This is a genomic window from Crossiella sp. CA198, from assembly GCF_052078295.1.
In the GTDB taxonomy this organism is placed as follows: Bacteria; Actinomycetota; Actinomycetes; order Mycobacteriales; family Pseudonocardiaceae; genus Crossiella.
In genome coordinates this window covers 289,323-313,250 of the sequence record NZ_JBQJIM010000009.1, presented here as the reverse complement: position 1 = coordinate 313,250, position 23,928 = coordinate 289,323, and the positions used below count along the sequence as shown (strand labels likewise).

Annotated in this window: 17 protein-coding genes, 1 pseudogene and 1 riboswitch; of the genes and pseudogenes, 15 read left to right on the top strand and 3 right to left on the bottom strand. The window is 71.5% G+C overall.

Features of this window, described 5'->3' with window-relative positions; genetic code table 11:
• The 14 genes and pseudogenes from ACTOWY_RS17730 to ACTOWY_RS17665 all read left to right on the top strand — a co-directional run.
• Positions 1 to 127 (top strand): annotated as a pseudogene (locus ACTOWY_RS17730) (IS630 family transposase); the annotation flags it as partial.
• A 90-nt stretch (positions 128 to 217) separates the two neighbouring features.
• Positions 218 to 2,023 (top strand): serine/threonine-protein kinase, encoded by a 1,806-nt coding sequence (locus tag ACTOWY_RS17725; RefSeq protein WP_441310730.1) that lies wholly within the window; start codon positions 218 to 220, stop codon positions 2,021 to 2,023.
• Positions 2,024 to 2,101: 78 nt separating this feature from the next.
• Positions 2,102 to 2,899: an FHA domain-containing protein gene (locus tag ACTOWY_RS17720; protein WP_441310729.1), complete on the top strand. Its 798-nt coding sequence runs from the start codon at positions 2,102 to 2,104 to the stop codon at positions 2,897 to 2,899.
• A 69-nt stretch (positions 2,900 to 2,968) separates the two neighbouring features.
• Positions 2,969 to 3,802 carry a M24 family metallopeptidase gene (locus tag ACTOWY_RS17715; protein WP_441310728.1) on the top strand — a complete coding sequence of 278 codons (834 nt, stop codon included), beginning with the start codon at positions 2,969 to 2,971 and terminating at the stop codon, positions 3,800 to 3,802.
• Positions 3,799 to 5,532 (top strand): SDR family oxidoreductase, encoded by a 1,734-nt coding sequence (locus ACTOWY_RS17710; RefSeq protein WP_441310727.1) that lies wholly within the window; start codon positions 3,799 to 3,801, stop codon positions 5,530 to 5,532. The genes ACTOWY_RS17715 and ACTOWY_RS17710 overlap by 4 nt, the downstream gene beginning before the upstream one ends.
• A gap of 31 nt (positions 5,533 to 5,563) precedes the next feature.
• Positions 5,564 to 6,436, top strand: a complete 873-nt coding sequence (locus ACTOWY_RS17705) for a metal-dependent hydrolase (protein WP_441310726.1) — start codon at positions 5,564 to 5,566, stop codon at positions 6,434 to 6,436.
• Positions 6,436 to 7,467: a PDR/VanB family oxidoreductase gene (locus ACTOWY_RS17700; protein ID WP_441310725.1), complete on the top strand. Its 1,032-nt coding sequence runs from the start codon at positions 6,436 to 6,438 to the stop codon at positions 7,465 to 7,467. The genes ACTOWY_RS17705 and ACTOWY_RS17700 overlap by 1 nt, the downstream gene beginning before the upstream one ends.
• Positions 7,468 to 7,528: 61 nt before the next feature.
• The gene (locus ACTOWY_RS17695) at positions 7,529 to 8,140 is read left to right on the top strand and encodes a TetR/AcrR family transcriptional regulator (RefSeq protein WP_441310736.1); all 612 of its coding nucleotides are present in this window, start codon (positions 7,529 to 7,531) and stop codon (positions 8,138 to 8,140) included.
• Positions 8,141 to 8,279: 139 nt separating this feature from the next.
• Positions 8,280 to 8,457: riboswitch (cobalamin riboswitch) on the top strand.
• 23 nt (positions 8,458 to 8,480) lie between these two features.
• Complete coding sequence (locus ACTOWY_RS17690; protein ID WP_441310724.1) at positions 8,481 to 8,678, top strand: CbtB domain-containing protein; 198 nt, start codon at positions 8,481 to 8,483, stop codon at positions 8,676 to 8,678.
• 14 nt (positions 8,679 to 8,692) lie between these two features.
• The gene (locus ACTOWY_RS17685; RefSeq protein WP_441310723.1) at positions 8,693 to 9,442 is read left to right on the top strand and encodes a CbtA family protein; all 750 of its coding nucleotides are present in this window, start codon (positions 8,693 to 8,695) and stop codon (positions 9,440 to 9,442) included.
• A 59-nt stretch (positions 9,443 to 9,501) separates the two neighbouring features.
• The gene (locus ACTOWY_RS17680) at positions 9,502 to 10,332 is read left to right on the top strand and encodes a class I SAM-dependent methyltransferase (RefSeq protein WP_441310722.1); all 831 of its coding nucleotides are present in this window, start codon (positions 9,502 to 9,504) and stop codon (positions 10,330 to 10,332) included.
• A gap of 53 nt (positions 10,333 to 10,385) precedes the next feature.
• Positions 10,386 to 10,589: a hypothetical protein gene (locus tag ACTOWY_RS17675; protein ID WP_441310721.1), complete on the top strand. Its 204-nt coding sequence runs from the start codon at positions 10,386 to 10,388 to the stop codon at positions 10,587 to 10,589.
• Between the two features lie 176 nt (positions 10,590 to 10,765).
• Entirely contained in the window at positions 10,766 to 11,377 is a 612-nt protein-coding gene (locus ACTOWY_RS17670) for a response regulator transcription factor (RefSeq protein ID WP_441310720.1), read from the top strand.
• The gene (locus tag ACTOWY_RS17665) at positions 11,374 to 11,991 is read left to right on the top strand and encodes a response regulator transcription factor (RefSeq protein ID WP_441310719.1); all 618 of its coding nucleotides are present in this window, start codon (positions 11,374 to 11,376) and stop codon (positions 11,989 to 11,991) included. Before ACTOWY_RS17670 ends, ACTOWY_RS17665 begins: the two co-directional genes overlap by 4 nt.
• Positions 11,992 to 12,062: 71 nt before the next feature.
• Here the strand turns inward: ACTOWY_RS17665 and sbnB are convergent, their stop codons facing one another.
• From sbnB to ACTOWY_RS17650, 3 genes are read right to left on the bottom strand one after another with little or no spacing between them, the layout of a single operon-like run.
• A complete protein-coding gene (gene sbnB, locus ACTOWY_RS17660) occupies positions 12,063 to 13,073 on the bottom strand; it encodes a 2,3-diaminopropionate biosynthesis protein SbnB (RefSeq protein ID WP_441310718.1) in 1,011 nt (336 codons plus the stop codon).
• Positions 13,067 to 14,080, bottom strand: coding sequence for a 2,3-diaminopropionate biosynthesis protein SbnA (gene sbnA, locus ACTOWY_RS17655; protein WP_441310717.1), 1,014 nt, complete (start codon positions 14,078 to 14,080; stop codon positions 13,067 to 13,069). The genes sbnB and sbnA overlap by 7 nt, the downstream gene beginning before the upstream one ends.
• 5 nt (positions 14,081 to 14,085) lie before the next feature.
• On the bottom strand, positions 14,086 to 14,295 hold the full coding sequence (locus ACTOWY_RS17650) for an MbtH family protein (protein WP_441310716.1): 210 nt from the start codon (positions 14,293 to 14,295) through the stop codon (positions 14,086 to 14,088).
• A 195-nt stretch (positions 14,296 to 14,490) separates the two neighbouring features.
• On the opposite strand from ACTOWY_RS17650, the gene ACTOWY_RS17645 reads away from it, so the two are divergent.
• On the top strand, positions 14,491 to 23,922 hold the full coding sequence (locus ACTOWY_RS17645) for an amino acid adenylation domain-containing protein (protein ID WP_441310715.1): 9,432 nt from the start codon (positions 14,491 to 14,493) through the stop codon (positions 23,920 to 23,922).
• Positions 23,923 to 23,928: the final 6 nt, after the last annotated feature.

The following is a 23,928-nucleotide window of genomic DNA, read 5'->3' as shown; positions in this document are numbered from 1 at the left end:
CCGCCTCCGCCAGACCCACGCCTACTTCCGCAGCCGAACCACCGAGCAGCACCTCACCACTGCCGCCCCTTGGACCAGCCCCTGGCTACCCGAAGGTTTCGGACAAGACTTCTGGCCAGGTGCTTAGGGCCGGGCGCCGGGAAGGTTCCCGGACCTCGGTTGTCCAGAGCGGTTCGGCGCGCGGCCGCACCTACCGGTCGGTCGGTAGCGGTGCTGAGTGAATCGGGTGACCCGGGGCCGGGACTCGCCCCAGCCTCCCTACACTGTGCGCATACGCAGTAGGCAGTTGATTGCTGAGCGTTATCGTCTGGAGGAGCGGTTAGGCGCCGGGGGCATGGGCGTCGTCTGGCGGGCCACCGACCTGGAGCTGGACCGCACGGTGGCGCTCAAGCGATCGCATGCCACTGACGGCGAGCACGGGGGCAGCCAGACCCGGCGCGAGGCCCGGCTGGGCGCCGGGCTCAACCACCCCAACGTGATCACCGTCTTCGACGTGCTGCTCGACGGCGAAGACCGTTGGCTGGTCATGGAATACCTCAACGCCCGCAACCTCGACGAGCTGATCGAGGCCGACGGCGCGCTGCCGCCCGAGCAGGTCGCCCGGATCGGCCTGCAACTCGCCGCCGCGCTGACCGCCATGCACGAGGCCGGCCTGGTGCACCGGGATGTCAAGCCCAGCAACGTCCTGGTCACCGAGCGGGGCGTGGCGAAGCTGACCGACCTGGGCATCGCGCGCTGGACCGAGGAGACCCGCACCGGCAGCGGCAGCCTGGACGGCACCCCCGGCTTCCTCGCCCCCGAGGTCGCCAGGGGCGAGGCGGGCGAGGCCGCCGCGGACGTCTTCTCCTTGGGCGCCACGCTGTTCGCGGCCGTGGAGGGTGTTTCGCCGTGGGGCCGGAACACGGTCAGCCCGTACGGCCAGGTGCACCGCGCGGCCGGCTACCAGATCGAGCCGCAGCGTCAGGCCGGATCGCTCGGTCCGGTGCTGGAAGCGTTGCTGCGCAAGCGACCCGGCGACCGGCCGAGTGCCGCCGAGGCCGAGGCGATGCTGAGCCAGGTGGCCAACGGCAGCGAGGCCACCATCCGGATCCCGCCCTCGGTGCGGCGCAGGCGCAAGGGCCTGGCACTGGGCGCGGCCGCGGTGGCGCTCGGGCTGGTCGCGGCGACGCTGGTGTGGTGGGTTATCCCCAGTAGCCCGGACTCGATCACCGGCGATCAGCGCACCGCGGACCCGTGCAAACTGACCGATCCCGCCTCACTGAGCCGGTTCGGGCAGGCCACGCTGGACCCGGACTACGGCAACTTCAACCGGTGCGACGTGCTGGTCAAGCTCAGCGAGCAGGAGGACGACGAGGCCGACGTCCGGGTCGAACTGGAGACCCGCGCCGACAACGCGCCGACCGAGATCACCGCCACCGCCATCGCGATCGACCGCGCCCCGGAACAGGACGGCCAGTGCCGCCGCACCCTCCGGCTCAACGACGGCAACCGGGTCCTGGTCAGCGCCAAACACGTTGACGGCAAACCAGCCCAGCTCTGCGCGATGGCCGACGCGGTCACCAGCGGCGCGATGATCGTGCTGGGCGGCGGCAAGATCCCGCGACGCGACCAGGACCCCGCGCCGGATGCGTTGATCCGCCTGGAAGCCTGCGCGCTGGTCACCGAAGCCGAGGCCGCGGCCGCGGTCGGCGGGCCCACCGCCGCCGACCCCGGGTTCGGCAACTGGGAATGCGACTGGGAACGGGTCCGCCGGAAGCTGACCGTGATCTTCGACCGCAACCAGCCCACCGGACTGGACGGCACGAAGCTCACCCTCAGCGGCCACACCGCCTACGTCGACGCGGACGGCTTCGGCAAGGGGACCTGCGATGTGTCCATCGTGCACCGCCCCTACCTCGACCTGAACGCCAAACAGATGGTCGAACTGGTGCGAGTGGTGATCCGCGACGACGTGCCTGGTGAGCAACTCTGCGAGGCGGTGACCGCGGTCGCCCGGCAGGTGGCGGCCCGGCTCTCGCCCTAGCCCGCGTCGCGGACGGAGATGGGAGGGATCCCGACCGGTCGGTTGGACACTGGCCCGAGCATGGACGAGGAGGCCGGAATGACCGCACCCCAGCCGGGCAGCGCGCTGCTGCCCCGCAAGCACCGCAGCCTGGCGCACGGCGTCGAGCGCGCCGAGCCGGGCGAGGTGTACGCGCTGACCGTCACCGGTGGCGTGCGGATGTCGCCGTTCGACGGCCGCCAGGTCAGTTTTGGTCGCAACCGGCCGGACGTGGACGTCTGCGTCGGTGAGGACGACGTCCAGGTGAGCAGGCGGCACGGGGTGCTGACCAGGCGGTCCGGCCAGTGGTGGGTGGGCAACACCGGCCGGTTGCCGATCCGGTTCCCCGGCGCGCTGCTGCTGTGCGGCGGGGAGGACGAGGTCCCGCTGACCGAGGGCTACACCCCGCTGTTCATCCGCGGCGCGCGCAACCGGGAACACCTCCTGGAGGTCTATGTGGCCGGTGCCGACGGCGGCAGGCCCGCGCCCAAACACGGTGAGCCGACCCGGCCGCCGCGCACCTGGGTGCTGCGGCCGGCGGAGAAGCTGATGCTGGTCGTGCTCGGGCAGCGTTACCTGCTGCACGACGCCCGGCCGCAGCCGATGTCCCGGCAGCACACCGCGGAGGTGCTGGCCACCCTGCAGCCCAGGGCCGGCTGGACGCTCAAGCGGGTCGAGCACATGGTCACCGAGGTGCGGGCGCGGTTGTCCGCCGGGGGAGTGGCCGGGCTGACCAAGGCCGAGGTGGGGGAACCGGTGGGCAACGCGCTCAACGACAACCTGCTGCGTGAACTGGTGCTCTCCACCACGCTGGTGCCGCCGGACCTGGGGCTGATGGACGACCCGTCCCCGCTCTGACCCGGCGTTCGCTCGCCTACCGTCCGGTCGGTAGGCGAGCACTATTGACAGAATGTCTAACATGACATCATGTCTCACAACGGGGTGCTGGAGACAGCCGACCTGACCGGGTTCCGGGAGCTGCAACAGCTCGCCTACGTGGGCGCCCAGGCCGTCGCGGCCACCCTGGAACCGGGGGTGACCGAGCGCGCGGCCGCGCGGCGGTTGCGCGACTGGCTCACCGAACGCGGTGTGCAGGACTGGTTCCACACCCCGTTCGCCTGGTTCGGCGACCGCACCGCCTTCCGCGGTTTCCGGGTGCCCACCCAGTTCTTCCCCAGCAACCGGCGGCTGTCGGCGAACATGCCGTTCATCCTGGACTGCGCCCCGGTGCGGGACGGCTACGTCGCCGACATCGGCTACGCGGGCTGCCTCGGCCACAACCCGATCTTCGAGCGACTCCGTGACGACCTGGCCGCCTACCGCGCGCTGATCGTCGAGCAGGTCCGCGCCGGGCACACCCTGCGCGACATCTACCGCGCGGTCGACGCGCTGATCGGCGAACAGGGCTACGACAACCGGCACCGCGTCTACCCGGGCCGGGTGATCGCGCACCAGGTCGGCAAGGTCACCTCGCGGCTGCCGAAGTTCATCGTGGCCGGGTTCGGCGTCCGCTCCCTGCAAACCCTGTTCGGGGACCTGCTGGTCGAGCGGCTGCACCACCGTTCCCCGCTGTGGGCCAACGGTGAGATCTCCAACCACCCCGCCACTCCCGGCCTGTGGGCGGTGGAACCGCACATCGGTTTCCGCGGGGTGGGCGTGAAGTTCGAGGAGATCCTGGTGGTCACCGACACCGACGCGTACTGGCTCGACGACGACCTCCCGCACGTCCGGCACTGGCAGGGGAAGGCGGAAACCCGATGACACGGTTCGTCCAAGGAGACGGGGTCCAGCTCGCCGTGCGCGAATGGGGCGACCCGGCCGCGCCGACCGTCCTGTGTGTACACGGATATCCGGACGACAGTTCGGTGTGGACCGACGTCGCGATCCGGCTCGCCGAGCGCTTCCACGTCGTCGCCTACGACGTGCGCGGCGCGGGTGCGTCGGACAAACCCAAGGCACGTAAGGATTATCTGCTCGACCGGCTCACCGCGGACCTGACCGCGGTGCTCGACGCGGTCAGCCCGGATCAGCCGGTGCATCTGCTCGCGCACGACTGGGGCTCGATCCAGGCCTGGCACGCCGTGACCGACCCGGAACTGAAGTCGCGGTTCCGTTCCTACACCTCGATTTCCGGCCCCTGCCTGGACCACGCGGGTCACTGGATCCGCGAGCGGATCCGCAGGCCCAGCCCGCGGCGACTGCGTGAACTGGTGCAGCAGCTGGTGTTCTCCGGCTACATCGGCTTCTTCCAGCTCCCGTTCCTGCCCGAACTCGCCTGGCGCACCGGCGTGCTGCCCAAGGTGATGGGCCGCCTGGTCAAGCTCGGCGACGGCGTGGCCCTGCCGCCGCCCGCCACCGCCGACGGCGTGCACGGTCTCCAGCTCTACCGCGCCAACATGGGCCCGCGCTTCGCCAAGCCGGTCCAGCGGCATACCGACCTGCCGGTGCAGGTGCTCGCCCCGACCCGTGATCCTTTCGTCAGCACCTCGGTGCAGACCGACATCGCGCGCTGGGCCAGTGATCTGCGGGTACGCCGGATCGCCGGCGGGCACTGGCTGCCGCGCAGCCGCCCGGAGGTCATCGCCCGCTGCGTCACCGAGTTCGCCGAGCACCTCGACGGCGCGCCGGAAACCCGGGTGCTGCGCCGGATCCGCCCGCTGCGGCCCAAACAGCGCTGGGCCGACCACCTGGTGCTGGTCACCGGCGCGGGCAGTGGCATCGGCCGGGAGACCGCGCTGGCCTTCGCCGAACACGGCGCCGACGTGGTGGTCTCCGATGTGGACGGTGAGTCGGCCGCGCGCACCGCCGAACTGGCCGGGCTGTTCGGGATCAGCGCGAGCGCGCACACCGTGGACGTGGCCGACGAGAAAGCCATGATCGCCTTCGCTGAGGAGGTCCGGCGCACCCGCGGCGTGCCCGACGTGGTGATCAACAACGCCGGGATCGGCATGGCCGGGGCGCTACTGGACACCAGTACCGAGGATTGGCAGCGGGTCATCGACGTCAACCTGTGGGGCGTCATCCACGGCTCCCGCATCTTCGCCGACCAACTGGTCGACAGAGGCGAGGGCGGGCACCTGGTCAACATCGCCTCCGCCGCGGCCTACCTGCACTCGCGCACCCTGCCCGCCTACGCCACCACCAAGTCCGCGGTGCTCACCCTGACCCAGTGCCTGCGCGCCGAACTCGCCCCGCACCGGATCGGCGTCACCGCGGTCTGCCCCGGCATCGTCAACACCAACATCACCCGCAGCACCCGGTTCGTCGGCCTGGACGACCGCGAGCAGGAACAGGCCCGCGCCAGTACCTCCGCCTTGTACCGCAAGCGGAACTACCCGCCCTCGCGGGTCGCGCGGGCGATCCTGCTCGCCGTGCACCAGGACAAGCCGATCGCGCCGGTGACCCCCGAGGCGCACGCCGGCCTGCTGCTCTCCCGGCTCACCCCCGGTCTGCTGCGCGCCGCCGCCCGCTACGACCTCACCCCGCACTGATCCACCGGAACACTGATCACCGGAGCATCCGATGAGCCACGAGCAACCCGACCGGCTGGTCCTCACCCCGCGAGACGTGCACTTCGACTGGTCGAACACCCCGCTGCACTGGGTGCCGGGGGAACCGTTCACCACCCACATCCTCAACGTCACGCACCTGCTGCTGCCCGAGGGCGAACGCTGGTTCGTCCGGGTCTTCCAACAGGCGCTGCCGCTGATCCGGGACGCCGAACTGCGCGAGCAGGTGATCGGCTTCGTCGGGCAGGAGGCGGTGCACGCCGAATCGCACCAGGGTGCCCAGGAACACCTGCGGGAACAGGGGATCGACCCCGATCCGTACGTGCGGCAGGTGGAGTGGATCTTCGCCCGGATCCTCGGCGACCGGGACCTGGACGCACGCGGGCAGCGGGCCTGGCTGATCGAACGGCTGGCCTACGTGGCCGCGGTGGAGCACGTCACCGCCTTCCTCGGGCAGTGGGTCCTGGACGCCCGCGGCCTGGACCGGGCAGGCATCGATCCGACCATGCTGGACCTGCTGCGCTGGCATGGCGCCGAGGAGGTCGAGCACCGCTCGGTCGCCTTCGACCTGTACCAGCACATCGACGGCAGCTACCCGCGGCGACTGCGTGCGATGGCGGTCGTCGGGCCCGCGCTGGTGCTGTGCTGGGTGCGTGGCCTGCGCTACCTGATGCAGGCCGACCCGGTGCTGCGCGGGCAGGTCCGGCCGCACTGGCGGGATGTGCCGCGCAGCGCCCGGCGCGGCCTGCTGCCCGGCTACGGCTCGTTGCTGCGCAAGCTGTCCACCTTCCTGCGCCGCTCCTACCACCCCTCCCAGGAGGGCTCCACCGCACGGGCCGTGGCCTACCTGGCCACCTCGCCCGCGGCCAGGGCCGCGGGGCACTGATGACCCGCCAGGACACCCCGCCGCACCCCATTGGCGCCGGTCCCGACCGACTGGTCGGCTGGGCGGCGCGCGCGATGGACACCTACATCCGGCTGTTGCGCCGCGGCGGGGCCGCCGAGGGGCCGCCCGAGCCGCCGCGGCGGGTGCGGATCGCCGAGGTCAGGGCCGAGGCCGAGGACGTGGTGAGCCTGCGCCTGGTGGCCGCCGGCCGGACCCCGCTGCCCGCCTGGCAGCCCGGCCACCACCTGGACCTCCACCTGCCCTCGGGCAAGCGACGGCAGTACTCGCTGTGCGGGGACCCTACCGACCGTTCGGTAGGCTATCGGATCGCGGTGCGCCGGATCGCCGGGGGCGGCGGCGGATCTCGGGAGGTGCACGAACTGCGCGCCGGGGACGAACTGGGCATCCGCGGGCCGCGCAACGCCTTCCCGTTCGTCCGCGCCCCGCGCTACCTGTTCCTGGCCGGTGGCATCGGGATCACCCCGATCCTGCCGATGGTGCACGCCGCGGCCAGGGCGGGCGCGGACTGGCGTCTTGTCTACAGTGGACGGTCGCGAGCGAGCCTGCCGTTCCTGGCCGAGCTGGCCGGTTACGGCGACCGGGTGCGGGTGCACGCCGACGACGAGCACGGCGGCCCGCCCACCGCGGCGGACCTGGTCGACCCCGGCGACTCGGTGCTCTACTGCTGCGGCCCGCCCCCCATGCTCGCCGCGGTCAAGCAGGCCGTTCCGGTGACCCGGCCGCTCTACAGCGAACGCTTCAGCCCACCGCCGGTCCTGGGCGGCGCGCCGTTCGAGGTCGAGCTGCGCCGCACCGGCGTCACCGTGCCGGTGCCCGCCGAGGTCTCCGCGCTCACCGCGATCCGCGCCGTGCTGCCCGATATCGGCTACTCCTGCCAGCAGGGATTCTGTGGCACCTGCCGGGTCCGGGTGCTCGAGGGCGAACCGGACCGCGCCCATCCGGCCGACGAACCGGACCAGGCGCGCATCTGCGTGACCCGCGCACGCACCCGGCTCGCGCTGGATCTGTGATGATGAACCGGACATGACTGAACTGACCGAGACGAGCAGCCCGCCCCGGCGCAAACGCCGGATGTCCCCGGCCGAACGCCGCGAGGACCTCATCGGCGCGGCACTGGAGCTGTACAGCAGCCGGGCGCCGGAACTGGTGTCGATCGAGGACATCATCACCCACGCCGAGGTGTCCAGAGCGCTGTTCTACCGCTACTTCGGCAGCCTGCGCGAGGTGCACGTGGCCGCGCTGCGCACCGCGGTGGACGAGCTGGTGGACCGGCTGACCCGGCGCGAGCCCGGCACCCTGATCGACCAGCTCCGGCACTCCCTCGGGGTGTTCGTCGACGTCGCCGACACCTACGCCACCGCCTACATCGCGTTGCTGCGCAGCGGATCCGTGGTCGCCACCCAGGACACCGACACGCTGGTCGATGAGGTCCGGCACGTGGCGGTGCGGGAGATCCTCACCGTCACCGGGGTCACCGAGCCCAGCCCGTTCATGCTGCTGACCCTGCGCTGCTGGGTCGCGGTGGTCGAGGGCACCCTGCTGATCTGGTTGCAGGAACGCAAACACGGCCGCGAAGAGCTGATCGACTGGCTGATCGACCAGCTCGCCGCGATGACCGCGGCCACCGCCACCCGCGACCCCGTCACCGCCGAACTGCTGACCCGGATCGCCGCGGACGTCTGAGGCGGGCCCGCACCACACCTGCCCCGGGTTCCGGCTGCTGAACGCGGGAACGCGACGAAAGTTCCGTGCTATGCCGGATCGCCACCTGATTGTGATCCTGATGACCCGTTCAGAGCTGGCTGCGTTGCGGACAGGTGCCTTACGGTCACTGGGCCGCAGTGTTCGGGAAGCCGGTGTGAATCCGGCGTGGTCCTCGCCACTGTGACCGGGGAAGTCCCGTCTCGAACAGTGTCACTGGGCGGCTCAGCCGTCTGGGAAGGCCTGAGACGTGGCCATGATCCGGGAGCCAGGAGACCGGCTGCGGCGCGTACGGAACCGTCCACGAGGCATGGAGGAGAACATGTCGGCATCTGCCGCGTCCCCCGATCGTCCGACCGCCATCGCGGTGCCAGCCTGGTCCTGGCTGGTCGCCGCCGCCGCGCTGATCGTGCTGTACGTGCTGTTGCAGGAGAACGGCCTGTTGCTGGCACACGGCTCCGAGCTGATCCACGAGTTCGCCCACGACGGGCGGCACGCGCTCGGCGTTCCGTGCCACTGAACGGGGCCGCGTAGATGACTACTCCCACCTTCGGATCCACGCTGCTCCGTGGCGCCCTGGCCGGTGTGGTCGCCGGGCTGGCCGGCGCCGCGGTGCAGTACTTCCTGACCGAGATCCCCCTGGAAGCGGCACTCGCCGTGGAGGAGGCCCGCCCGGCCGACCCCGCGGCGGGCGACCACCACGAGGAGCTGTTCGACCGGGGCACCCAGCTCGTCGGCGGACTGCTGGCCACCGTGGTGATCGGGCTGTCCATCGGCCTGGTGTTCGCGGTCGCCTTCGCGCGGCTGCGCCACCGGCTGCCCGGCCGGGCCGACCTGGACCGCGCGTTGCTGCTGGGCGGCGTCGGGTTCCTGACGATCTCCTTACTGCCCGGCCTGAAGTACCCGGCCAACCCGCCCGGCGTCGGCGATCCGTCCACTGTGGAGGAACGCACGCTGCTGTACCTGGCGGTCATCGTCGCGGGACTGGTGCTGGCCAACCTCGCGCCGTGGTTCAACCGGTTCCTGGCGGGCAAGGGTCTTGACCGCTCGGTCCGGCTGGTGCTGACCGGACTGTCCACTGTGGTCCTGCTGGCACTGGTGGTTTTCCTGTTGCCCGCCAACAACGACCCGATCCCGGCGGACATCCCGGCCCCGCTGCTCTGGCAGTTCCGGCTGTACTCGCTGATCCAGCTGGCCACTCTGTGGACAGTGCTGGCCAGTGTGTTCGGCCTGCTGCTGGAGCGTCAGCAGCGCAAGGCTGACACGCCCGCGCTGGCCGCATAGCATCAACGGGCCGGGGCCGCGGGGCGAGGAGCCCGCGGCCCCGGCCCTATGCTTGCCCGGTGAGCACCGCACAGGAACGCTGGGCCCGGCAGCTCGCCGACTGGGCCATCCCGGCGCATGTGCTGGCCGGGGCCGCCGAATCGCCGTGGGTGTTGCCGCGTCAGGTGTTCCGCCGCCGCGCCGCCGCCCAGCTCGCCGCGCCCACCGGGGCCACCTTTGACCGGGCCCGGGTGGAACTGGACGAATCCGGTTCGCTGCTGGACATCGGCGCCGGGGCCGGGACGAGCAGCCTGCCGCTGCTGGCCGCCGGGCTGGTCACCGAGTTCACCGCGGTGGACGCCGACGCCGACCTGCTCGCCGCCTGCATCGAGGGCGCGGACTCCCTCGGCGTGCCCACCCGCGGACTGCGCGGCCGCTGGCCGGACCTGGCCAAGCGAGCCGGCGTCGCCGATGTCGTGGTGTGCGGCAACGTGGTGTACAACGTGCCCGACCTGGCCCCGTTCATCGCCGCCCTCACCGCGGCCGCGCGGCGCAGCGTGGTGCTGGAGACCGCGGCCCGGCACCCGCTGGTCGACCTCAACCCGCTGTGGCAACACTTTCACGGCCTCACCCGCCCCGAGGGTCCCACCGTCGACGATCTGATCGCCGCACTGGGCGAACTCGGCGTGCACCCCCACCTCACCCGCTGGCGGCGACCCTCGGAACCCGAGCACCGGGACTTCGCCGAGCTGGTCGAGACCACCCGCCGACGCCTGTGCCTGCCACCGGAGTCCGCCGCCGAGGTCGACCGGGTGCTGCGGGAGCACGGCCACAACCCTGAGCTGCCACCGGATCTGGGCTCCTCCGGCCGCGAGCTGGCGACCCTGACCTGGCCGGGCTGGGCGGACTGAGGGCGCGGCGCGGCCACGAGCTGGCCGCCCGTCGCCACCTGCGCACACCCCTGGTGCTGCACCAGGAAGACCCGGCAGCGGCCTGGCCCGCGCTGGCCGCCGAGCAGGTGACCAGCGTGCTGGTCGAATTGTCGGCGGGCCGGAGCCCGGACTCCGGCCGGCAGGTGCTGCTGCCCTGTGCGCTGCACGGTGGCGGCCCCGGTCAGGCGTTGATCGTCTTCAACTACCCGGACAGCCCGGCCACGCTGACCGCGTGATCCACGTCGGCGGGGTGGCTTGAGCGGCAGGTCCGCCTACCGACCGGTCGGTAGGCGGAGATTGTGGGTGGTCCGGTGCGTGGGTGGCGGAAATGTGGGTGGTCGGACCCGATGTGCCGTCGGTCGGGCACGTATTGGCTTGTCAACAGGAGGCAACACGACCGAGGAGGGACCGGATGGGTGAGCCGGTGCGGGTCAGCGTCGTCGCGATGGACCCGATGCTGGAAGCCGGCGCGACCGGTGCATTGCACAGCTGCCCGGATGTGGCCGTGGCGGGCCCGGCCGAGGCGGCGGAGGTGACCGTGGTGATCGTGGACGCGGTGGCCGAGGCCGTGCTGGACCTGGTGCGGGAGACCAGGAACCGCCCGGACCGGCCGGAGGTGGTGCTGGTGGCCACCGATCTGCGACCCGCGGAGGCCCTGCACGCCATCGCCGCGGGCGCCCGCGGCCTGCTGCGCCGCCGGGAGGCCAGCGCGGACCGGCTGGCCCGCACCGTGCTGGCCGCCGCGGGCGGGGACTGCACGGTGCCGCCGGATCTGCTCGACTCGCTGCTGGAGCACCGCGCCCGGCCGGTCGAGCGGGCCGGGGTCGGCGGGGTGGCGCTGAACGAGCGGGAACGCGAGGTGCTGCGGCTGGTCGCGGACGGGCGGGAGACCGGGGAGATCGCCCAGGAACTGTGCTACTCGCCGCGGACCGTGGTCAGCGTGGTGCACGACATCACGCACCGGTTCCGGCTGCGCAACCGGGCGCACGCGGTGGCCTACGCGTTGCGGGCAGGTCTGCTGTGACCGCGGTGGCGCAGCTGCGGGTGCGGCTGGACGCGACCGACGCCACGGTCCGGGCCGGGGCGCTGGAGTTGTTGTCCCGCGCGGGTATCGCGGTCGACCCGGCGGAGGCGACGGTGACCCTGGCGGCGGGCGGCACGGTGGAGGAGGCCCTGGACGCCGCCCTCGCCACGCCGGAACCCGCGTTGTCGGCCGTCCGGTCCGGGCGGGACCGGCGGCTGATGGTGCTGGCCGACACCTTCGCCCCCGCGGGCGTGCTGCGCGCGGTGCGCACCGGGGTGAGCGTGCTGTTGCACGCCGGGCGCACCACTACCGACCAGTTGGTCGCCGCGGTGCATTCGGCCCGGCACGGCGACGGCCGGTTGCCCTCGGAGGTGCTGGCCCGGCTGCTGTCCGGGCCGGAGACCGCGGTGGTCACCGCGCCCCGCACGCTCACCGCGCGGCAGACCGCGGTGCTGACCCTGATGGCCGACGGGCACGGCAACGCCGCGATCGCCCGTTCGCTGTCCTGTTCCGAGCACACCGTGAAGAACGTGATCTACGAGCTGATGGCCCGGCTCCAGGTGCGCAACCGCTCGCACGCGGTGGCCCGCGCGGTCCGCGCCGGACTGATCTGATCTCCGGAGATTCACTGTCACACCAGGAAAAGGCCCCGTCGGTCGCGACGGGGCCTTCGTGCGGCAGGCGATCAGCCGGTGGAACTCAAGGCGGCCTCCTCGGCGGGTAGGAAGTCGGTGAGTTCCACCCCGAGGCCGGACTCCCGCGCGACCCGCAGCACCAGCGCGGACACGGCCAGGTCGAGCACGCCGAGACCGAAGGGGGAGAACAGGGTCACCCGGTGCGGGTCCCGCCGGTGGTCCGTGCCGATGTCGAGCAGGTCGCCGAGCGTGCCGGTGATGAACTCGCGGTGGCCCAGGTGCTGTTCGGCCAGGTGCAGCGAGGTGGCCGCGCGGCACACGTGATCGTGGTCGTCGACGATGTTCACCGCGCCCAGGACCCCGTCGATGGTGACATCGCGCAGGGACAGGCCGAGCACCAGCGTGCCCGGGTGGCAGGCGCTGAGGTCCACGTGCGGCACGGAAGCGGTGGTGGCGAAGGAGATCAGCCGGTTCGCGGCCAGGGCCTGGTCGAGGTCGGTGGCCACGGTGACGGTCAGCTCCGGGTCGGCGCAGGTGGCGAAGGCCGCCGCCCGCTCGCGGTCCAGGTCGAACACGGTCACCGCGCGCAGTTCGGGCCGTACCACCCGGAGGAACCGCAGCACCTCCCGGTTGATCACCCCGCAGCCGATCAGGGTGACCCCGGAATCCGGCGTGGCGCCGGGCAAAGTCGCCGCGGCCAGGGCTGCGCTGGCCGCGGTGCGCCGGGCCGAGATGGTCGAACCCTCCAGCAGTGCCACCGGATTGCCGGTGCGCATCGAGTTCAGCACGATCGCGGCCGAGGCCCGTTGCAGGCCGAGGGAGACGTTGCCGGGGAAGCTGGCGATCCACTTCATCCCGGCGACCGCCTGCGCGCCACCGAGATAGGCTGGCAGGCCGATGATCCGGTTGCGGGTGTCGTCCGGGAAACGCAGGAACACCGAGTGCGGCAACGCGGTCTCGCCCCGCGCGTGCTGCACGTAGGCCTGCCGCACCGCGGCCAGCACCTCCAGCTCCCGCCCGTCCAGCACCCGCCGGACCGTGTCGTTGCCGAGGATCAGCACCGGGCCACCTCCATCGCGTCGTCCTTCCACAGTTCGGTGACGTCGCCGAACTGGGCCGCGACCCAGTCGTCGTCGTAGATCGTGTCGAGGTACCGCTCACCGCGGTCGGGCAGGATCAGCGCGCAGTTCGCCCCGGCCGGGATCCGCTCCCGCAGCCGGTGCAGCGCCGAGACCACCGCGCCGGAGGACCCGCCGGCCAGGATCGCCTCCCGCCCCGCGAGCCTGCGGCAGCCGACCACGCAGTCCAGGTCGTTGACATGCACCACCTCATCGGCCAGCCCCGGCCGGAACAACTCCGGCCGCACCGCCGCGCCGTGCCCGGGAATCAGCCGGTTGCCCACCGGGGTGTGGAAGATCGCGCTGCTCTCCGCGTCCACCGCGATGATCCGCACCCCCAGCCCGTGCTCCCGCGCGTACTCCGCGCACCCGCGCAGCGTCCCGGCCGAACTCACCGTGCACAGCAGGAAATCCAGCTCGCCGTCCAGCGCCTCGACGATCTCGCGCATGGTGCCGCGGTGCGCCCAGGCGTTGCGGGTGTTGCCGTACTGGTTGGGGCAGTAGGCATCCGGCAGCGTGGCCAGCAGTTCCCGCACCCGGCGCCGGCGCATCGGCAGGTACTCGCCGGTGGCCGGATCGCGGTCGGTGACGGTGTGCACCTCGGCGCCGTAGGCCCGCATGATCGCGATGTTCTGCGGGTTGGTGCGCGGGTCCACCACGCAGAGGAAGCGCAGTTCCATGATCCGGCACACCTGGGCGAGTCCGATGCCGAGGTTGCCGGAACTGGACTCCACCACCACCGACCGGCCGGGCACGACCGCGCCGGTGCGCACCGCCTCGGTCAGCATCGCGTAAGCGGACCGATCCTTGATGCTGCCACCGGGATTGGCCGCCTCCAGCTTCGCGTGCACCCGGAACCCGCTGCCGGGCAACAACCTGGTCAGCTCGACCAGCGGGGTCCCGCCGATCGTGCCGAGCACCCCGGCCGAACCGGCGCCGTAGCCGCTCATGCCGGTCAGCTCACCTGTTCCATGCGGCGGCGCAGGCTCAGCGGGCGCATGTCGGTCCACACCCGGCCGATGTGGTCCAGGCAAACCTGCCGGGATCCCTCGGTGCCCTCGGCGTGCCAGCCGAGCGGCAGTTCCCGGTCGGCCCGCCAGATCGAGTACTGCTCCTCGTCGTTGCGCACGACGCGGTACACGGCCTCGTCGTTCTCCTCGGTCATGCCGTCCTCCCGGGTCGGTGTACTGGCCCGCCGAGCGTCCCCCGTCGTGGCCGGTGGGCCATAGGGACAAACGCGCACCGGCAGTGGCGGTCGAGCGCTGCTGTTCCTTCCCTGGCGAGGCAGGGGGCGTCGGCCGCACTCTTCGGTGGACCAGGGCCAAGCAGGTGGAGGTGACCGGTGGACAGCGGTGCCAGGGTGACGTCGTTCGCACAGCAACGGCTGTTGTTCCTCGACCAGCTCCGTCCCGGCGCGCCGGACTACCTGCTGCCACTGGCGCTGCGGGTGCACGGCGAGTTGGATGTGTCCGCACTGACCGGGGCGTTCCACGGGATCATCGCGCGGCACGAGATCCTGCGCACCCGCTACACCACGGTCGGGCAGATCATTGAGTCCGAAGTGGACAGTGTGCCCAGCATGCACGACCTTGACGGGACGCCGGATGTCGAAACCCGGCTGGCCGAGCTGGTCGAGCTGGAACTGCGCCGCCCGATCGACCTGAGCACCGCGCCGCCACTGCGGCTGACCCTGGTGCGCCTGGCCGCGGACGAGCACCTGCTGCTGTTCGTGGTGCACCACATCGCCTTCGACGGCTGGTCCTGGGGCGTGCTGGCCCGTGAGCTGGCCGCCGGATACCACGAGCGCACCGGCGGTCCCGCTGCCGAGTTGCCCGAGTTGTCCTTGCAGTACGCGGACTTCGCCGCCTGGCAGCGGGAGCGACTCACCGGGGACCGGCTGAGCAAGCAGCTCGACTTCTGGCGCACCGGACTCGACGGCCTGACCCCACTGGAACTGCCCACCGACCGGCCGCGCCCTACCGTCTGGGACGGGGCGGGCGATGTGGTCCGGTTCCAGCTGCCGCCCGAGCTGGTCGCCCAGGTCGACGCCTACGCCAGGAGCCGCCGCGCCACCCGGTTCATGGTGCTGCTGGCCGCTTTCGAGGCGTTGCTGGCCCGCTACACCGGGCAGACCGACCTCGCCGTGGGCACTCCGGTCGCCGGTCGCACCCGCACCGAGGCCGAACCGTTGATCGGCCTGTTCGCCAACACCCTGGTGCTGCGCGGCGACGTCTCCGGCCGGCCAACCTTCGGTGACCTGGTGGACCGGGTGCGGGTCGCCGCACTGGCCGCGTTCTCGCACGCTGAGGTGCCGTTCGAGCGGATCGTGTCGGAGTTGGCCCCGGACCGCGATCTGTCCCGCAACCCGCTGTTCCAGGTCTCCTTCTCGCTGCGCAACGCGGTGGCCGAGCCGATCACCCTGCCCGGCCTGGACACCGACCTGGTGCCCACCCCGCTGCTGGGCACCCCGTTCGATCTGTTGCTGGATATGGACATCCGCGCCGACGGCACCCTGGCCGCGCGACTCCAGTACGCCACCGCGTTGTTCGACGAGTCCACCGTGCGCCGGATCGCCGAGGGTTACCAACAACTGCTGCGCACCGCACTGTCCACACCGGACACTCCGGTGGCACAGATCGAACTCATCTCCGCCGAGGACCACCGCGACCTGATCGCCAAGTACAACGACACCGCCACCGCGTTGCCCGGCGGTTGCCTGCACGAGCTGTTCGCGGTCCAGGCCGCGCGCACCCCGGACGCGGTCGCCCTGCGCGGTCCGGACGGCGAGCTGAGCTTCCGCGAACTGGACCAGCGCGCCAACGGCTTCGCCCACCTGCTGCGGGGCAAGGGGATCGGGCCGGAGTCACTGGTCGGAGTGTGCCTGTCGCGCGGCTTCGACCTGGTGGTGGCGCTGCTCGGAGTGTTGAAGGCGGGCGGGGCCTATCTACCGCTGAACCCGGCGGACCCGGCCGCCCGGCGAGCCGATCTGCTTACCGAGGCTGGGGTAACGCTGCTGGTCACCGGTGGCGAGCCGGGGCCGGCGGACTGGACCGGGGCCACCGTGACGGTGCCGGCCGACGAGGGCGTCGCGGGCGCCACGGCTCCGGTCCAGGCGGTCCACCCGGACAACGCCGCCTACGTGATCTTCACCTCCGGCTCCACCGGGAAGCCCAAGGGTGTCACCATCACCCACCGCAACCTGGTCAACTACGTCAGCTGGGCGGCCAGCGCCTACGGCAGCCACACCCACGGCACCGCGCTCTATTCCTCGGTCGCCTTCGACCTGCCGGTCACCTCGCTCTACCCCGCGCTGCTCACCGGCATCCCGGTCACCCTCACTGCCGACGACGGCTCAGCCGGCCTGGACGCGCTGGTGAATGCCTTGGAGCACAACACCTTCGACCTGCTCAAGCTCACCCCCACGCACGTCGGCGTGCTCGGCCAGGAACTCTCCCCGCACGCCCTGCGCACCGGTGCCCCGCACGTGGTCGCCGGCGGCGAGCTGCTCACCGGCGCACTGCTCGACCCGTGGCGGCGGCACGCCCCGGACACCGTGGTGTTCAACGAATACGGACCCACCGAAACCACTGTCGGCTGCTCGGTGCTCATCCGCCGGGCCGGTGAACTCGATCCCGGCCCGCTGCCGATCGGCGCGCCGATCGCCAACACCACCATGTACGTCCTGGACACCGAGCTGCGGCCGGTGCTGCCGGGTGCGGTGGGGGAGCTGTACATCGGCGGTGACCAGGTCGCCCGCGGCTACCACAACCAGAGCGCGCTCACCGCGGCCAAGTTCGTGCCCGACCCGTTCACCCCCGGCGCACGGCTGTACCGCAGCGGCGACCTGGTACGGCACCGGGCCGACGGTGAACTGGAGTTCGTGTCCAGAGTGGACACCCAGATCAAGATCCGTGGCTTCCGGATCGAACCCGGCGAGGTCGAGGCCGCGCTGACCACGCACCCGGACATCCGGGAGGCCGCCGTGGTCGCGCACCGCGGCAACCTGGTCGCCTACCTGGCGTCCACAGTGGACATCGACGTCGCCGGCCTGCGCGTCAAACTGGGCCAGCACCTGCCCGAACACCTGGTGCCCGCCCAGTACGTGGTGCTGCCCGTGCTGCCCAAGACCGCCAGTGGCAAGGTCGATCGCAAGGCCCTGCCCGACCCGGCCGCACATCGCCGGCCCACCGACGTCGAACAGGTCGCCCCGCGCACTCCGATCGAGCACGCGGTGGCCGCGGTCTGGGCCGAATTCCTTGAGCTGCCGCGGGTTGGTGTGCACGAGGACTTCTTCCTGCTCGGCGGCAACTCCCTGCTCGCCACCCGGATCGCCGCCCGGCTGCGCACCCAGCTCGACGTCGAACTGCCCCTGGCCGAGGTCTTCACCGCGCGCACCGTGGCCCGCCTGGCCGAGGTGATCACCGCCGCCGGACCCGGTCAGTTGCCGATCACCCCGGTCTCCCACGACGGTCCGCTGCCGCTGTCCTTCGCCCAGCAGCGCCTGTGGTTCCTGGACCGGCTCGCCCCCGGTGGCACCGACTACCTGGTCCCGTTCGCCCTGCGCCTGACCGGCGAACTCGACGAACCCGCACTACGTGATGCCGTGCAGGACCTGGCCGACCGGCACGCGATCCTGCGCACCCGCTACGCCGAACAGGACGGCGAACCAGTCCAGCTCGTCGACCCGGCCGCGCGGATCCCGTTCACCACCCTGAACACCGACGGCGACCCCCTGGACCTGGTGCACGCCGACCTGCGGCAGCCCTTCGACCTGGCCACCCAGCTCCCGGCCCGTGCCACCCTGATCCGGGTCGGCGCCACCGACCACCTGTTCCTGCTGACCCTGCACCACATCAGCTCCGACGGCTGGTCCGCCGAGGTCCTGGCCACCGACCTCAACCGCCTCTACACCGCCCGCCGCCACGGCGAAACCCCGCCGCCACCGCCCCCGGTGCAGTACGCGGACTACGCCACCTGGCAGCGCGCTACCGCGGACACCCCCGAGTTCGCCACCCGCCTCGACCACTGGCGCGGGACCCTGGCAAATCTGTCCACAGTGGACTTACCGACCGACCGACGCCGCCCCCGGGTACGCGACTGGCGTGGTGACCGGCTGGCCATCGAACTGCCCGCGGAACTCGGCCGCGCCGCGGAAACCCTGGCCCGGCAACACGGTGCGACCCCGTTCATGGTGCTGCTGGCCGCCTTCCAGGCCCTGCTCGCCCGGCACGGCGGCGGCCAGGACATCCCGGTCGGCACCGCGGTCGCCGGACGTGATCGCCCCGAACTGGACGCCCTGCTCGGCTTCTTCGCCAACACCCTGGTGCTGCGCGGCGATCTCAGCGGCAATCCAAGCTTCACCGACCTGCTCACCCGGGTCCGCGACACCGCCCTGGACGCCTACGCGCACGCCGACATCCCGTTCGAGCGGATCGTGGCCGAACTCGCCCCCGACCGCGACCCGTCCCGCAACCCGCTGTTCCAGGTGATGTTCGAGGTCCGCCCGGACAATCCGGCCCCGTTCACCCTGCCCGGACTGGGTGTCGAGCAGATCGGGATCAGCTGGCCCATCGCCAAGTTCGACCTGATGCTCTCCGTGCTGCACCGCACCGACGGCTCGCTGCGCTGTGGCTTCGAGTACGCCACCGCCCTGTTCAACGAGTCCACTGTGGAACGCCTGGCCGGGCACTACGGACGTCTGCTCGCCGCCGTGCTGGCCGACCCCGATCGCCCGCTGCACCAGGCCGACGTCCTCGACGACACCGAGCGTTCCCGCCTCACCACCGGCTGGACCGATGCCTGGACCCAGCGCCCCGCGGCCACCCTGCCCGACCTGGTCACCGAACAGGCCTACCGCACCCCGGGCGCCACCGCGGTGATCTTCGGCAACACCACGCTGACCTACGCCGAACTGCACACCCGCGCCGACCGCCTGGCCCGGCAGCTGCGCACCCTCGGCGTCCGCCCGGAAACCCCGGTGGCGGTCGCCCTGCGCCGGGACGTCGACCTGGTCACCGCCGTGCTCGGGGTGCTCAAGGCCGGGGCCACTTACGTCCCGATCGACCCGGCCCACCCGCCGCAGCGCCGAGAACACGTGCTCCGGGACAGCGGCGCCCAGGTCCTGATCAGCCAGTCCTGGATCCGCGACGACCTTCCGGACACCCGGATTCCATTGTTGCTGCTGGACGAACCAGGACCGCGGCCCAGCACTGACACACTGTCCACACTGGACTCGGCCGGTGCCGCCTACGTCATCTACACCTCCGGCTCCACCGGCCGCCCCAAGGGTGTGGTGATCAGCCACGAGGCCATCCGCAACCGGGTGCTGTGGACCGTGCGCGAACACGGCCTCGGCCCGGCCGACCGGGTGCTGCAGAAGACCACGGTCAGCTTCGACGCCTCGATGTGGGAGTTCCTGGCCCCGCTGGTCTCCGGCGGCACCGTGGTGGTCGCCGCCGACGGCGTGCCCCGCGACCCGGCCGCCATGGTCGCCGCGATGATCGAACACCGGGTCACCGTGCTCCAGCTGGTGCCCTCGGTGCTGAGAATCCTGGTCCAGCAACCAGGTCTGGCCGACTGCACCGCGCTGCGCCTGGTGTTCTGCGCGGGCGAACCCCTGCCAGCCGACCTGTGCGACGACCTGCTCCGCCAGGTCCCGGTGCGGCTCACCAACACCTACGGCCCGACCGAATGCGCCATCGACGTCACCGCCTGGCAGTACACCGGCGACGAGCCCAACGAGATCGTCGCCATCGGCCGCCCACTGGACAACACCCGGATCCTGGTCCTCGACCGGGACAACCAGCTCGCCCCGATCGGCGTGCCCGGCGAACTGTGTGTGGCCGGAGTCAACCTGGCCCGCGGCTACCACGGCCGCGGCGACCTCACCGCGGAACGCTTCGCGCCCAACCCGTTCCCGGTCGAACCCGGCGAACGCCTCTACCGCACCGGCGACCTGGCCCGGTGGCGCGCGGACGGCGTGCTCGAATACCTGGGCCGCATGGACCGCCAGGTCAAACTGCGCGGCGTCCGGATCGAACCCGGCGAGATCGAGATCGCGCTGTGCGAACACCCCGCGATCACCGCCGCCGCAGTCGAGGTCTACGCCGTCGGCGCCGACCAGCGCCTGGTCGCACACCTGGTCACCAGCACCGAGACCGACCCGGCCGAAATCCGGGCGCACCTCGCTGATCGGCTGCCCGAAGCCATGATCCCCGCCGTACTGCGCTTCCTGGACGCACTGCCGCTCACCGCCAGCGGCAAGATCGACCGAGCCGCGCTGCCCGGCCTCGACGGCCTCGACACCGCTACCGACCACGTCGAACCCCGCACCCCGGCCGAAATCACCATCGCCGCCCAGTTCGCCGAACTGCTCGGCACTGCCAGGGTCGGCGCGACCGACGACTTCTTCGCCCTGGGCGGGCATTCTCTGCTCGCCACCCGCCTGGTCTTCCGGCTGCGCACCGCCTTCGGCGTGGACATACCGGTCGCCGAGGTCTTCACCCGCCGCACCGTCGGATCGCTCGCCGACCTGGTGTCCACATCGGACAGACGAGTCGACCCGATCGTCCGGGTGCCACGGGATGTCGACCTGCCGCCATCCTCGGCCCAGCGCCGGATGTGGTTCCTGGACCAGCTCGAACCCGGCAGCGCCGAATACCTGGTGCCCCTGGTCCTGTGCCTGCGCGGCCCCCTGGACCTCACCGCGTTCAGCGGCGCCCTGGACGATGTGGTGGCCCGGCACGAGATCCTGCGCACCCGCTACCTGGCCCCGCTGGGCGATCCGATCCAGCTCATAGACCCGGCCGTCAGCCTCGACCTGCACCCGATCGACCTGACCACGCTGCCCTACCAGGAAGCCGTCACCCAGGCGGAAACCCTGGTGCACGCCGACACCGCCCGCCCGTTCGCGCTGGATGAGGACATCCCGTTCCGCGCCTTGCTGATCCGCATCCGCCCGGACGAGCACCTGATCGCGCTCACCGCCCACCACATCGCGGTCGACGCCTGGTCCATCGACGTGCTCACCCGCGACCTGGGCCACTACTACGAATCCCGCACCACCGGCGACAACCCGCCCACCGCACCCACGGTCCAGTACGCGGACTTCGCCGCCTGGCAACACCACTGGTCCACCGGCCCCGAGCCCGAACGCCACCTGATCTACTGGCGCGACCGCCTCGCCCACCTGCCCCAGCTCGAACTCCCGAGCGACCGCCCGCGCCCGTCTACAAGGGACAGTCGTGGTGACCTGCTCGCCATCGAGATCCCCGCCGACACCACCACCGCCGTCGACACCCTGGCCCGCGTACACGGCGCCACCCCGTTCATGGTGCTGCTGGCCGCCTTCCACCTCCTGCTGTCCCGGCACACCGGCCAGTCCGACGTCGCGGTCGGCACCCCGGTGGCCGGGCGCACCAGGGCCGAGGTGGAGGACATGCTCGGCGCCTTCCTGAACACGGTGGTGCTGCGCGAATCCCTCGCCGGTGTCCCCAGTTTCGGCGCGCTGATCGACCAGGTCCGCGAGCACGTGATCGGCGCCTTCGCTCACCAGGACCTGCCCTTCGAGCGCCTGGTGGACGAACTCCAACCCGAACGCGACCTGTCCCGCAACCCGCTGTTCCAGGTCATGTTCGAGCTGCAACAGGCCCAGCGCACCCCACTCCGCCTGCCCGGCCTGACCGTCGAACGCGTGCAGGCTCCGTGGCACACCGCGAAGTTCGACCTCACCCTGTCCCTGGGCCGTCGCGCCGACGGCAGTCTCACCGGACTGTTCGAGTACGCCACCGCGCTGTTCGACGAGTCCACGATCCAGCGGATGGCCGGGCACTACCTGCACCTGTTGCACGACGCCGTCACCAACCCAGCCCTGCCGCTCGACGCACTGTCCATGCTCACCGAACCCGAGCAGCACCAGCTCCGGCACGAGTGGAACCCGCGGGCCCCCGTGGAAACCCCGGCTTGCGTGCCCGCGCTGTTCGAGCAGCGCGTGCAACAGCACCCGGACGCCGAAGCGGTCTCCTTCGGCCCCGAACGACTCAGCTACGCCGAACTCAACGCCCGCGCCAACCAGCTCGCCCACCACCTGCGCGCGCACGGCGTCGGCCCGGAGACCATCGTCGCGGTCTGCCTGGACCGCGGCCTGGACGCGGTGATCTCCCTGCTCGCCGTGCTCAAAGCCGGTGGCGCCTACGTCCCGATCGACCCGGACCATCCGGCCGACCGGCTCACCTTCATGCTCGCCGACGCCACCGCGCACCTGGTGATCACCACCGGCGACCGGCACCTGTCCACCGACCGACCGGTCGTTAGGTTGTCCGACGAGGCCCAGGCCATCGCCCACCGCCCGGCGACCAACCTCACTCCGCTGGCCACCCCGGCCCACCTGGCCTACATGATCTTCACCTCGGGTTCGACCGGGCGTCCCAAGGGCGTGCTGATCGAACACGGCTCCTACGCCCACCACTGCCGGGTCATCGCCGAGCAGTACGACATCCTCCCGACCGACCGGGTGGTACTGCTGTCCGCGCTGACCTTCGACGTGGCCATGGACCAGATCGCGGCCACCCTGCTGGTCGGCGCGAGCATCGTGGTGGCCGACCCGCTGTTCTGGAGCCCGGCCGAACTGCCCGACCGGATCCACGAACACGGCATCACCATCATGGAGATCACCCCCGCCTACTACCGCGAGGTCCTGCGCACTCTCCAGCCCGGCGATCCGCGACTGCGTGGCCTGCGCCTGATGAACGTCGGCAGCGACGTCGTCACCGTCGAGGACGCCCGGCAGTGGGCCGCGACCGGACTTCCCGGCCGGTTCCTGTGCAACTACGGCCCCACCGAGGCCACCGTCACCTGCCTGCTACGCCCCATCACCACCGTACCCGCCGAGGCCCGCGCCGAGGCCGCCCTGCCCATCGGCCGCCCGGTGCCCGGCACCCGCGCGTACATTGTGGACAGACATGGTGACCCGGTACCCGTTGGTGTGCCAGGAGAACTGCTGCTCGGCGGCTTTCGGCTGGCCCGCGGCTACCACCGGCGACCCGAACTGACCGCGGAGAAGTTCGTCCCCGACCCGTTTGGCGCGGAACCCGGCGCCCGCCTGTACCGCACCGGCGACCTGGTGCGCTACCTGCCCGACGGCACCATCGATTTCCTCGGCCGGATCGACCACCAGGTGAAACTCCGCGGCTTCCGGATCGAACTCGGCGAGATCGAAGCCGTGCTCGCCCAGCACCCGGCGGTCCGCGCCGCGGTCGTGGTGGCCAGGGACGTCCAGCCCGGCGACCGGCGACTGGTCGCCTACCTGGTGGCGCAGGACCGGACACCGGAGATCACCGACCTGCGCGCGTTCGCGGCGGAGCGACTGCCCGAGTACATGGTGCCCGGCCTGTGGACCTTCCTGCCCGAACTGCCGCTCACCCCGAGCAAGAAGGTCGACCGCAAGGCGTTGCCACAACCCGAGATCGACCGCCCGGACCTCGAAAGCCCCTATCTGGCACCAAGAACCCCGACCGAGCACATCGTGTCCGGGATCTGGGGCGAGGTGCTGGGTCTGAGCCGGATCGGGGTCGAGGACGACGTGTTCGCCCTCGGCGCGCACTCCCTGCTCGCCACCCGTGTGCTGGCCCGGCTGAACGTGGTCTTCGGCATCGACCTGCCGCTGCGCCGCCTGTTCGAGGCCACCACCGTCGCCACCCTGGCCGAGGCGGTGCAGCAGGCGATCGAGGCGGAGATCGACCAACTCTCCGACGAAGAAGTCGCCGCTCTGCTGGCCGAACCCGGCGAGCGCTGACCGCCA

Coding starts and splice junctions, on each gene's coding strand:
- ACTOWY_RS17700 (WP_441310725.1), top strand. CDS start 6,436: ATGACCCGCCAGGACACCCCGCCGCACCCCATTGGCGCCGGTCCCGAC.
- sbnA (WP_441310717.1), bottom strand. CDS start 14,080: ATGAGCGGCTACGGCGCCGGTTCGGCCGGGGTGCTCGGCACGATCGGC.
- ACTOWY_RS17695 (WP_441310736.1), top strand. CDS start 7,529: ATGTCCCCGGCCGAACGCCGCGAGGACCTCATCGGCGCGGCACTGGAG.
- ACTOWY_RS17670 (WP_441310720.1), top strand. CDS start 10,766: ATGGGTGAGCCGGTGCGGGTCAGCGTCGTCGCGATGGACCCGATGCTG.
- ACTOWY_RS17685 (WP_441310723.1), top strand. CDS start 8,693: ATGACTACTCCCACCTTCGGATCCACGCTGCTCCGTGGCGCCCTGGCC.
- ACTOWY_RS17650 (WP_441310716.1), bottom strand. CDS start 14,295: ATGACCGAGGAGAACGACGAGGCCGTGTACCGCGTCGTGCGCAACGAC.
- ACTOWY_RS17715 (WP_441310728.1), top strand. CDS start 2,969: ATGTCTCACAACGGGGTGCTGGAGACAGCCGACCTGACCGGGTTCCGG.
- ACTOWY_RS17710 (WP_441310727.1), top strand. CDS start 3,799: ATGACACGGTTCGTCCAAGGAGACGGGGTCCAGCTCGCCGTGCGCGAA.
- ACTOWY_RS17690 (WP_441310724.1), top strand. CDS start 8,481: ATGTCGGCATCTGCCGCGTCCCCCGATCGTCCGACCGCCATCGCGGTG.
- ACTOWY_RS17720 (WP_441310729.1), top strand. CDS start 2,102: ATGACCGCACCCCAGCCGGGCAGCGCGCTGCTGCCCCGCAAGCACCGC.
- ACTOWY_RS17705 (WP_441310726.1), top strand. CDS start 5,564: ATGAGCCACGAGCAACCCGACCGGCTGGTCCTCACCCCGCGAGACGTG.